This window comes from Acidisphaera sp. S103, assembly GCF_009765975.1.
GTDB lineage: Bacteria > Pseudomonadota > Alphaproteobacteria > Acetobacterales > Acetobacteraceae > Rhodopila.
This window is the reverse complement of the sequence record NZ_LMUJ01000058.1, coordinates 1-11,043: the sequence shown is the minus strand read 5'-3', so window position 1 is coordinate 11,043 and position 11,043 is coordinate 1. Positions and strand designations below refer to the sequence as shown.

Genomic DNA, 11,043 nt, shown 5'->3' with positions numbered 1-11,043 from the left:
ATTGTTCGATGCGTGGGGGATCGAATTCGATCCGACGAAGGTCGTGGGCGACCTGACGGGGGCCTGGCGCGTGCGAGCGGGCAACGGCGACCAGCAGGGCGCGGTGAACTATCTCGCCTGGTTCAATATCCGCGACGGGATCAATCACGACGATCCGGCGACGGCGGATTTGCAGCAGGTGACGGTGGCGTCGTCAGGGTTCCTGTCCAAGGCGCCGAAAGCCTCGATCGATTTCACGCCGCTGTTGACTACCAGCGCGCATAGCGGCCTGATTCCGCTGGATGAACTGAAGGTACCCGACCCGGCCAAGGTGCTGGCCGGGTTCAAGGAGGAAGGCGGGCCGCGCGTGATCGCCGCCCGGGTGCATGGGGTCCTGAAGTCCGTGTTCTCCGGCCCGCCACCGCTGGCGGCGGGGCAGAAACGGCCGGCAAATTTCCCGGCTTACATCGCGCAGACCAAGGAGCCGGCGAACATGGTGGTGGTGGCCGACTCCGACATCCTGGCCGACCGGTTTTGGGTGCACATGTCGGACTTCTTCGGCCAGCAGACCGCGACGCCGTTTTCCGACAATGGGCCGTTCGTCGCCAACCTGATCGGCACGCTGGCCGGCAGCGATGCGCTGATCGGGCTGCGGTCGCGTGGCGACACCGACCGGCCGTTCACGCTGGTGGCCGAGATGCAGAATGAGGCAGAGGCGCAATTCCGCCAGACCCAGCAGACCTTGCAGCAGCATCTGGACGATGTGGAGAAGCAACTCCGCACCCTGCGGTCCGGTGGGGTGCAATCGGACGGCAATGCCAAGACGGACGCCATCATCACCCCCGAACAGAGTGCCGCGATCGATGCCGCCAGGGGCGACGTGCTGGAGACGCGCAAGAAATTGCGGGCGGTGCAACTGGAACTGAACCGCGACATCTCCACGCTGCAGGATGAGATGCGGGTATTCACCATCGTGCTGGTGCCCGCGCTGTTGGCGGTGCTGGCGATCGGCATGGGTATCGTCCAGCGACGCCGGCGTGCGAGGGCCAGATCATGAGGGTTCGGACGGTTGGGCTGCTGGTGGCGTTGGCTGTCATCGCCATCGCCGGTGGATGGTATTTCGGCACGGCCACGACGCCCGATGAACAGACGACGGTGGCGCGGGGCGCGCTGATGTTCCCCGGCCTGACGCCGAAGCTGCCGCAGGTCGCTCGTATCGAGATCACCCATCAGGGCAAGCAGACGGTGATCGAAAAGCGGACGGATGGCGGCTGGGGCGTGGCATCGATGCATGACTACCCCGTGCAGGAAGCCAAGCTGCGCGGCATGCTGACGGCGCTGACGGAACTGCGGCTGGCGGAACCCAGGACCAGTGATCCCTCGCAGTTTAGCCGGCTGGGCGTGGATGATCCGAACGGTGTCACGTCCAGCGCCGACCTGCTGCGGTTGGTCGATGCGGCGGGCAAGCCGATCGTGGCGCTGATTGCCGGGCATCGGCGGGTGCGCAGCCAGGCGAACGTGCCGGATGAGATCTATGTCCGCCGGCCGGGCGAGAATCAGTCGTGGCTCGCCGAGGGCGATTTGCAGGTCGATGCGGACTCCTCGCTTTGGCTGGACCGGACTGTGATGAACATCGGGCATGAGCGGATCGCCTCGGTAGCCGTGGGCGACCAGGCGCTGATGTTCGGACGGCAGAAGGGTGGAAAGCTTGAACTGACGCAGCCGGCCGACCATCCCAAGCTGGAGGACTACAAGGTCGATGACGTGGCCCGAGCGCTGGAGTTGCTGACGTTCCAGGAGGTGAAGGCCAACGCCGATGCGCCTGGCACTGAGACAGGCCACGCAATGTTCACGACCGACGACGGACTTGCGGTGACGGTCACCGTGTTCCACGCTGACAAGGATGTCTGGGCTCGATTCGCGGCGTCCGCTACCTCCGACAAGGAGAAGGCCGAGGCGGCGGCGTTGAATGGGCGGCTGGCTGGATGGACGTACCAGATCGGGTCCTGGAAGGAGAAATCGCTGGTGCCGACGATGGACGACCTGAAGGCGGCGGAACCCGCGAAGCCGGCCGCACCCGCCGCGGCTACGAAATGACCGATCGCGAATATCCGACCCGGCCCTTCGTCGGGATTGGGATCGTGGTGATCAAGGGCGACCATGTCCTGCTGTGTCAGCGCGGCAAGCCGCCGAACCTGGGAAGCTGGACCCTGCCCGGTGGCGCCCAGGACGTCGGTGAGACGTGTGAGGAAGCCGCTCGGCGTGAACTGATGGAAGAATGCGGGCTGGCGGTGGGCGAACTGCATTTCTGCGCGCATGTCGATACGATCCGCCGCGATGAGGATGGGCGGGTACGGTTCCATTACACGATCCTGGATTTCGCCGCCCGGTGGGTGGCGGGGGAACCGGTGGCGGCGACCGACGTGACGTCGGCGGTCTGGGCGCCGATGGATGCGCTGGAACCATACGGGCTGTGGTCAGAAGCGCACCGCATCATCGGGATCGCCCGGCGTTTGGTGGGGTAACGACTGCCCATTGGTTTGTGGTATGGTATCGCTATGGAACGCGACGCAGTCATTGCGAAGCTGAAAGCGCACGAAGCCGAGTTGAAACGGCTTGGTGTGCAAAGCCTGTATCTTTTCGGGTCTACCGCGCGTGGTGAGGCGCGAGATGATTCCGATGTGGATCTGTTCTTTGATTATGACAGGGGGAAATTCGGGCTTTTTCAGTTGATGGATGTGAAGGAGCGAACCTCCGGCATCCTGGGCCGAAAGGCCGATATCATGACCCGGGACAGCCTTCATCGGACTCTGAGGCAAGGGATAGAGGCTTCGGCGGTGCAGGTTTTCTAGTGACCGCCCGGACGCTGATCCCACGATTGGACGACATCGTCGAAGCGATCGAGCGGGTTCGTGAAGTCGTCTGCAATATGTCGTTTGAGGTGTTCGAAGCGGACTGGCAAAGCCGGTGGTTGGTTGAGCGGGGCGTTGAAATCATGTCCGAGGCCAGTCGTCATCTGACCGTCGAATTGAAAGCCCGGCATCCGGACATCCCGTGGCGCAAAGTCGCGGGTATCGGGAACGTGCTGCGGCACAATTACGAAAATATAGCCGCCCCTGTGATGTGGTCGCTGGTCCACGACGATTTGCTTCGGCTTGAACAAATTTGTCGGGAGGAGTTGGCGGCGGCGCAGGCGGAGGAGCAAAAGGTCAGGAAGTGACCATCCAGTCTTCGATCCCTACCACGTCGCGAACATGATCCCCACGGCGACCGTCATTACGGCGGTGCATAGCCATCCCATCGCGCACAATCCGCGTGACAACGTGAATTGTCCCATCACCTTCGGCGCCATTGCCATGATCATGATCACCGCCATCAGCGGTACTGCAACAACGCCGTTGATGACCGCGGCCCAGAACAGCGCCTTCACCGGGTCCAGGCCGACGAAGTTGACGGCGATCCCGATCAGCGTCGCCACCGCGATGGTGCCGTAGAACGCCCGAGCGTCCAGGGGCTGACGGTCGAGGCCGGTGGGCCAGTCAAGGGCCTCGCCCAGTGCGTAGGCGCACGATCCCGCCAGCACAGGGATCGCCAACAGACCAATGCCGATGATTCCGATGGAGAAGATCCAGAACGTCAGCGGGCCGGCGATCGGTCTTAATGCCTCCGCCGCCTGGGCCGAGGTCTGAATGTTGGTAACGCCGTGTGCATTCAGTGTCGCGGCGGCGGTAATGATGATGAACAGGCTGATGAGGTTCGAGTATCCCATCCCGACAAAGGTATCCAACCGGATGCGCCCGATCTGCACTTTTGCCTGCTCCGGCGCCTCCAGCAACGTTTTACCAAACGGGTCTATCCGTTCGTCCTCGGCTTCCTGCGACGACTGCCAGAAGAAACAGTACGGGGTGATGGTAGTGCCGAGGACCGCGACGACGGCGACGACGTAGTCGGTGTCCAGGCGGAATGTCGGGATGAAGGTATCGCGTGCCACAAGGCCCCAGGGCGTGTCCACAACGAGCGCGGTCGCGACGTAGGCGAGCAGGAAGGCGGAACTCCATTTCAGCAGGACGACATAGCGTTCGTAGCGGGAGAACGTTTCCAGCGCGACGCAGCCGACCGCGAATCCGACGACATAAAGATGCGGTGAGCCGCCGATCAGCAACGTCAATGCGTCGCCCATTGCCCCCAGGTCGGCGCCCAGGTTGATGATGTTGGCGACCAGCAGCAGCGCGACGATCGCGCGCAGAAGTGGCTTCGAGTAGTGCTTCCGGATGTTGCCGGCGATCCCTTGTCCCGTCACCCGGCCGATGCGTCCGCTGATCTCCTGAATCGCTGCCATCAGCGGGAAGGTGAACAGCATCACCCAGCACATCGCGAAGCCGAATTGCGCACCCACCTGGGAGTAGGTGGCGATCCCGGACGGATCGTCGTCGGACGCGCCGGTGATGAGCCCGGGCCCGAGCGCCGCCCACAACCCTCGTCCAGGAGGTTTGCGCGGGGCTCGGTGTATGGCGATCCGGGCGGCAAGCATCGCGCGGATCAGGTGGCGATGATGATCGTCACGCATGGGCCTGGGTCTTTCGCCTGAGCATCGTTTCGTTATTCTCGGCCTACCACAAGCGCTCCGATCCCGGCACAATTTCGTCTGCGGGTAGAGCAGAGGGACCATCATGAAACCAGCCAGCAGCGACGGTGCGATGCGCATCCAGGCCATCCTGGGGGACGGCTTCCGCGTCATGGAGTTCGATCAAAGCACGCATTCGTCGGCGGAAGCGGCGGAGGCGATCGGCTGCGATGTGGCGCAGATCGCCAAGTCGATGCTGTTCAGGGCGGTGGATGGAACGCCGGTGCTGGTGGTGGCATCGGGAACCAACCGGGTGGATGAGAAGAAAGTCGCCGCTGTGCTCGGGCAGAAAATCAGCCGGGCGGACGCGGCATTCGTGCTGGATCTGACTGGGTTCGCGGTGGGCGGTGTGCCGCCGGTCGGGCATGCGACGCCGCCGGTCGTCTTCCTCGATCGTGACTTGCAGGCATATGCGCGGATCTGGGCGGCGGCGGGGTCGCCAAACGCGGTGTTCGCGCTGACGCCAGCCGATCTTGTGCGATTGACCGGCGCGCATTTCGTGGATGTGGCAAAGGCCGGATAAAGTCATGGATACCCGTCCGGCCAGTCGTCGCATTCGTGCAGCCGGCTGGATTTGGATAACGTTTTCTTAATACCTGTCTGCCAACATGACGGGCATGAGTTCAGCCCGACCCATAGCCCAGAAGACAACTGAAGCGCCGCCCAAGGCGTCCAGAAAGCGCAAACTTGTTTTGATCGCCGTTCCGGCCGGGCTGCTTCTGACAGGCGCCGGACTTTGGTTCAGTGGCGTTCTGCCGCGTCTGCTGGGAATGGACAGGCATGACAAGCAGGCCTCGGAAGCAGCCAAACCGGTGCCACCGAGTTATGTCGACATTCCGGAAATGATCGGCAACCTGAGTGACCGATACAGGCCCCATTACGTCAAGCTGGCTGCCCGGCTGGTCGTGCCGAAGCCGGATGATGTGGTGCAGGTGACGTCTGCCCTGCCGCGCGTGCAGAACCTGCTGACCATCTATATGCGCGATATGAAACCTGAAGAATTGCACGATTCTGCAGACACCGATCGGCTGTTGAAAGAGTTGCTAACGCGCGTAAACGCCGCCGTGGCGCCGGCGAAGGTCAGCGATGTCCTCTTTACGCAGTTGCTGGTGCAATGATTGGTGGCGCCGGGCGGCCAAGATCGTCCGGTGAAGCCGCGGACGTCTACCGACCCGGTCCCCAACCCCGCGTTTACGCCGATCGCACTGCCGGTGTTGTCACCAGGCGCGGCCCGTCGTGGTCGATGATGTGCCAACGCGGCTTGGCCGCCTGGTGCTCAAGCTGGGCCGCGCTGCGCGGCCGCCCCAGCAGATAGCCTTGGACGAAATTGCAGCCCAGCGCCCGCAACATGGAAAGCTGTTGCTTCGTCTCCACGCCCTCGGCTGTGACATCCAGGCGAAGGCTGCGGCTCATCGCGATGATCGCCTGCACGATGGTTTCGGCTTCCGAATCGTCTTCGAGATCGCTGACGAAGCTGCGGTCGATCTTGATCTTGTCGAACGGGAATTTCCGCAGATAGCTCAGGCTTGAGTAGCCGGTGCCGAAGTCGTCCATCGAGAGTTTCACGCCGAGCGCCTTCAGCGATGTCAGGATCCGCAGCGCATTTTGCGTGTCGGCCATCAGCGTGCCTTCGGTGATCTCCAGTTCCAGCCGCTTGGGCGGCAGGCCGGTCTGTTTCAGCACGTCGGCCACCGTGGCCACGATGCCGGGCTGGAGGAACTGCGCAGGCGACAGATTCACCGAGATGATCGGTTTCTGGGCCCAGGACACGGTCTCGGCGCAGGCGGTGGTGAGCACCCAGCTTCCGATCGGCACGATCAGGCCGCATTCCTCGGCGATCGGGATGAAATCGGCCGGCGGAATACGTCCGCGCTCAGGGTGATCCCACCGCAGCAACGCTTCGTACCCGACAACTTCAAGTGTCGCGGTATCGACGAAGGGCTGATAATTCAGGCTGAGTTGATTTTCCTTCAGCGCGACACGCAGATCGTGTTCCAGTGATCGCTTTGTCCGCAGCAACAACTCCATGCCCATTTCGAAATAGCGCCACCGGCCGCGGCCGTCGTGCTTTGCCTGGCGCACGGCCAACGCCGCGTTCTTGATCAGGTCGCGCGGCACAGCGCCGTCAGCCGGATACAGCGCGACGCCCACGCTCGCGGTTACCACGACCGATTGATCATCGACGGAGAATGGTAGCGCCATTTCGCTCACAATCCGATCCGCCAACGCCGCCGCGCCGGTGGATTGTTCGGTGAGTGACTGGATGATGACGAATTCGTCTCGGCCGATCCGGGCGACGGTGTCGGTTTCCCGCACGGTGCCGGCCAGCCGGCGCGCGGTCTGGATCAGGATTTGGCTCGTTGCATGATGCCCCAGGGCTTCGTTGACGGATTCGAAACGGTCCAAATCGACATAGAGCAAAGCGACCCCGACCGCCGACCGATCGGACAAGGCGAGGGCGCGATGCAACTGCTGCTCGAACAGTTCGCGATTTGCCAGGCCGGTCAGCGGATCGTACCGCACCATGCGCTCGATCCGGCGTTCGGCGGCTTTTTGACGAGAGATATCGCGAATGGCCACCACACGCTCACCGCTGTCGGCGCCACTTCGCCACAGCGTTTCCACCGACAGGGTTTGCCCGTCGGGCAGGCGCATGTCGTACTCGACCGGGCTTTCGCGTTCGGTGCTTCGCAGTTCCAGCCCCGGGATCAGATCCGACAGCGGCCGGCCGATCATCGATGCGGCGTCGATTCCCGCCAACTCGCACATGGCGCGGTTGGCATCGACGATTTGCCCGTCCTGCTCAAAGATCAGGCCTTCGAACGTCGCGTCGGCCAAGGCGCGAAACCGGCGTGCTTCCGTGGCGAGACGGCTGCTGAAGTGCCGGTCGAGGGCAGAGGCGGTGATGGTCATGAACAGGATCAGGAAGCACGCACCCGCGGCTGCCAGCACCAGATACGACCTGGGCGTGGCGAGCGGTGTGACGTCCATCCTGCCCAAAAGTTCCAGGGTGACCGATCCCATGGCGACGAAATGCGTGGACGCGACCGCGAGCGCCAGCAGCACGGAAGCCCATACGGTCGCCCCGCGTGTCATCAGTGAGATGCCGGCGATCGAGCACAGGCCGCCCAGGCACAGGGAGGCGACGACAAGATCGGGATCATAATGAACCACCCCGGGCACGATCAAAGAGCGCATGCCGACGAAGTGCATCGCACCGATTCCAGCCGCCAGGACAAGCCCGCTGGCGATGGTCGCCGCTTTTTCATCCGGTGTGCGCGGCCTGATGGCGTAGGCGAGAGCCGTGCCTGCGATCGAGAGAAGCAGGGACAGGACGCACAGTGGCACGTCGAAGCTGACTGGCATGTCCGGACGGAACGCCAGCATGCCGATGAAATGGGTGGTCCAGACGCCGACACTGAACGCGAGGATGGCGGTACCGGAGCGGATCACGCCTGCCCATTGGTCCGCCTGATGGCGAGGGTTGAGCAAACGCACGCTGGTATGCGTAGCCAATAGGCACACCAGACAGGCCAAGGCAACGAGCCTAAGATCGTGATCCTGCGTGATGCATCCGACGACCCGGAGCATAGATGATCCCCTCGATAGAGAAGGGGATCATGAGTTGTAAAGGGTTACCAGTTGGTTAACACCGGACGCGATTTTCACATCCCAAAGCGTGAAAGATCAGTGTATTGGCGTGTGCAAGACGTCAGCGCACGGACGTGATCGCGTTACGATCCTGTGCCCAGGCTTCCGGCGTGGAACCAGCGTCGATCGGCCGCGACTTACCATAGCTGATGGTCTCGATGCGGCTGCGCTCGACGCCATGGGCCACCAGATAATCACGATCGGCGGCGGCACGGCGCTGGCCGAGGGCCAGGTTGTATTCCTCCGTGCCGCGCTCATCGCAATTGCCGGCGACCCAGACATTGACCTGGGGATATTGCCGAAGCCACGCGGATTGCTTGTCCAACGTCGCGACTGCCTGAGGATTGACGCTGTTGCGGTCCGTATCGAAGAAAATACGGTCGCCGGCGGACTGGACCAGATCTTCCTCGCTGCCCGGCGTCGCCTGGCCGGCACCGCCGCCGGCGCCGCTGCCACCCATGCCACCCGCGCCCATGCCGCCAGGACCCATGCCAGCCGCCCCGCCGCCCGATCCGTTGGCACTTTGCGCGTCATCGTCCGAGTGGGAACAGGCACCGAGCAAGGTCAGGCCAATAAGGCAGGCAAGGGTCCAATGTTTCATGGAGCGTCTCCGGTCGGGTGATAAGGCCACCGTATTATAAGGCAGCGGCTTCGATTCGCGGTGGCCTTGTACCGCTCCAGCGCGCGTGGCGATACCAGACGATTGCGTGAAAGCGTCCGGTCAGAACGCCAGCAGGACCTTCATCGCACGGGACCGGTCGGTGGCGAGGTCGAACGCTCGGACGGCATCGGCGAGCGGCACGATCTCGGTCAGCAGCGGGCGGACGTCGATGCGGCGGGACGTGATGAAGTCGACCGCCCAGGCGAATTCCTCATGGAAGCGGAAGGTGCCTCGCAGGGTAATTTCCTTGGCCACCAGCAGGTTCAGCGGGACCGGCGGAGTCGCGTCGGCGTTGTTGCCGACCTGCACGATGGTGGCGCCCGGGCGGGCGACATTGATGGCGGCGGCCAGCGCCGGTGCGGCACCCGCGGCCTCGAACACCACATCGAAGGTGCCTTTGTCGGCCGCATAAGCGTCCAGGCCGGTGGGGTTGGAGCGTGTGTTGATCGCGCGATCGGCGCCGATCTTCGTGGCCAGTGCCAGCGGCGGGTCCAGCAGGTCGGTGGTCACGATTTCGCGCGCGCCGGCGTGGCGGGCGACCATGATCAGCAGCGCACCGATCGGGCCGGTGCCGGTGACCAGCACGCGCTTGCCCAGCAACGGGCCGGCCTGCCGAGCGGCATGCAGGCAGACGGATAGCGGTTCGGCGAAAGCGGCCTCGGTGATGGCGACATTCGGAGGCAGCTTGATTGCTTGCTGCCGCGTGCAGACGAGTTCCTCACGAAAGCCGCCCTGCACGTGGGGCGTGCGCATGGCGCTGCCGTAGAAGCGCATGTCCAGGCAATGGTTGGATTGTCCGTCCAGGCAATAGCGGCAGACGCCGCACGGCAGGCTGGGGTTGACCGCGACCTTGTCACCCGCCTGGACGCCCGAGACGTTGGCGCCGGTGGCGATGACCGTTCCGGCGATCTCGTGACCCAGGATCATCGGCTCCTTGATACGCACCGTGCCGAAGCCGCCGTGGTGGTAGTAGTGCAGGTCCGATCCGCAGATGCCGCCGGCGTCGATGCGGACTTTGACGTCATCGGCGCCGAACGTCTGTTCGGGGGCGTCCTCGACCCGCAGGTCATGGGGGGCATGGATGACGGCGGCGCGCATGGACGGTTCTCCGGTTGTGCGGTTTGACGGCCGAGCGGTAGGCTTACCGGCAGGGGCCGGCTTGGTCCAGGGAGAATGCCGCGTGGGTTTGTTCGATCTGACGGGGCGCCGCGCCTTGGTTACCGGATCCAGCCAGGGGATCGGTTTCGCGCTGGCCCGAGCGCTGGGTGGTGCCGGGGCGGCGGTGGTGCTGAACGGGCGGGATGCCGGGAAGCTGGAGACGGCTGCCGGTGTGCTGCGCGCCGAGGGCATCGCGGTCGAGGTCGCCGCCTTCGATGTCACCGATCATGCCGCCGTGGGCGAAGCGGTCGGTCGGTTGGGTGTGCTGGACGTGCTGGTCAACAACGCCGGTATCCAGCGCCGCGCCCCGCTGGAGGATTTCCCCGAGGCGACGTGGCACGAACTGATGCGCACCAATCTGGACAGCGTGTTTTACGTCGCCCAGGCGGTGGCGCGCGGGATGATCGCGCGGAAGCGGGGCAAGATCATCAATATCTGTTCGGTGCAGAGCGAACTGGGTCGGCCCAGCATCGCGCCCTATGCGGCGAGCAAAGGCGCGGTGAAGATGCTGACCAAAGGCATGTGCGCCGATTGGGCTCGGTACGGCCTACAAGTGAACGGGCTCGGTCCAGGTTATTTTGAGACTGAATTGACAGCGGCGCTGGTAGCGGATCCGGCGTTCTCCGACTGGCTGTGCAAGCGGACACCGGCGGGACGCTGGGGAAAGGTGGAGGAACTGGCGGGCGCGGCGATTTTCCTGGCGTCGGAGGCGTCGGACTTCGTGAACGGGCAGGTCATCTATGTCGATGGCGGGCTGACCAGCGTGGTGTGATCGCGTCATGCCAACCGGCGTTGTCGTTGACCATCTTGACATCGTTATGTAACCGTCATGGCAGGCGGAGGCCTGCCATCCATGCCTTTGCTTTAACGGGCAAAAGGCGTGGATGCCGATCTGCATCGGCATGAGTGCGTCCGTGAGGGCGCTTTGTCAGCACGGTGCGAGTCCGTGCCTGGGATGGTCGCAATCCCA

At 63.7% G+C, this 11,043-nt stretch carries 11 protein-coding genes and 1 pseudogene; 8 read left to right on the top strand and 4 right to left on the bottom strand.

Going from position 1 to position 11,043, the window contains the following annotated elements; translation table 11 throughout:
* From GSQ89_RS18155 to GSQ89_RS18135, 5 genes and pseudogenes are all read left to right on the top strand, one after another.
* Positions 1–1,036, top strand: a pseudogene (locus tag GSQ89_RS18155) (ABC transporter); the annotation flags it as partial.
* A complete protein-coding gene (locus GSQ89_RS18150; RefSeq protein WP_158927788.1) occupies positions 1,033–2,076 on the top strand; it encodes a DUF4340 domain-containing protein in 1,044 nt (347 codons plus the stop codon). The pseudogene GSQ89_RS18155 and the gene GSQ89_RS18150, both read left to right, overlap by 4 nt.
* On the top strand, positions 2,073–2,504 hold the full coding sequence (locus tag GSQ89_RS18145) for an NUDIX hydrolase (protein WP_158927786.1): 432 nt from the start codon (positions 2,073–2,075) through the stop codon (positions 2,502–2,504). Before GSQ89_RS18150 ends, GSQ89_RS18145 begins: the two co-directional genes overlap by 4 nt.
* 33 nt (positions 2,505–2,537) lie before the next feature.
* On the top strand, positions 2,538–2,831 hold the full coding sequence (locus GSQ89_RS18140; protein ID WP_158927784.1) for a nucleotidyltransferase family protein: 294 nt from the start codon (positions 2,538–2,540) through the stop codon (positions 2,829–2,831).
* A gap of 26 nt (positions 2,832–2,857) precedes the next feature.
* Positions 2,858–3,199 (top strand): DUF86 domain-containing protein, encoded by a 342-nt coding sequence (locus GSQ89_RS18135; protein WP_216856249.1) that lies wholly within the window; start codon positions 2,858–2,860, stop codon positions 3,197–3,199.
* Between the two features lie 18 nt (positions 3,200–3,217).
* Here GSQ89_RS18135 and GSQ89_RS18130 read toward each other — a convergent pair whose 3' ends face one another.
* A complete protein-coding gene (locus GSQ89_RS18130) occupies positions 3,218–4,546 on the bottom strand; it encodes an NRAMP family divalent metal transporter (protein WP_254073264.1) in 1,329 nt (442 codons plus the stop codon).
* A 103-nt stretch (positions 4,547–4,649) separates the two neighbouring features.
* Between GSQ89_RS18130 and GSQ89_RS18125 the strand changes: the two genes are divergently transcribed.
* Positions 4,650–5,126, top strand: a complete 477-nt coding sequence (locus tag GSQ89_RS18125; RefSeq protein WP_158927780.1) for a YbaK/EbsC family protein — start codon at positions 4,650–4,652, stop codon at positions 5,124–5,126.
* A 94-nt stretch (positions 5,127–5,220) separates the two neighbouring features.
* Positions 5,221–5,721, top strand: coding sequence for a flagellar basal body-associated FliL family protein (locus tag GSQ89_RS18120; RefSeq protein WP_158927778.1), 501 nt, complete (start codon positions 5,221–5,223; stop codon positions 5,719–5,721).
* Positions 5,722–5,794: 73 nt separating this feature from the next.
* Here GSQ89_RS18120 and GSQ89_RS18115 read toward each other — a convergent pair whose 3' ends face one another.
* The 3 genes from GSQ89_RS18115 to GSQ89_RS18105 all read right to left on the bottom strand — a co-directional run bounded on the left by GSQ89_RS18115 (position 5,795) and on the right by GSQ89_RS18105 (position 10,013).
* Positions 5,795–8,101: an EAL domain-containing protein gene (locus GSQ89_RS18115; protein ID WP_158927776.1), complete on the bottom strand. Its 2,307-nt coding sequence runs from the start codon at positions 8,099–8,101 to the stop codon at positions 5,795–5,797.
* Between the two features lie 214 nt (positions 8,102–8,315).
* Positions 8,316–8,855 carry a peptidoglycan-associated lipoprotein Pal gene (pal, locus tag GSQ89_RS18110; RefSeq protein WP_158927774.1) on the bottom strand — a complete coding sequence of 180 codons (540 nt, stop codon included), beginning with the start codon at positions 8,853–8,855 and terminating at the stop codon, positions 8,316–8,318.
* A gap of 120 nt (positions 8,856–8,975) precedes the next feature.
* Positions 8,976–10,013 (bottom strand): L-idonate 5-dehydrogenase, encoded by a 1,038-nt coding sequence (locus tag GSQ89_RS18105; RefSeq protein ID WP_158927772.1) that lies wholly within the window; start codon positions 10,011–10,013, stop codon positions 8,976–8,978.
* Between the two features lie 82 nt (positions 10,014–10,095).
* Between GSQ89_RS18105 and GSQ89_RS18100 the strand changes: the two genes are divergently transcribed.
* Complete coding sequence (locus GSQ89_RS18100; RefSeq protein ID WP_254073263.1) at positions 10,096–10,845, top strand: SDR family oxidoreductase; 750 nt, start codon at positions 10,096–10,098, stop codon at positions 10,843–10,845.
* Positions 10,846–11,043 lie beyond the last annotated feature (198 nt).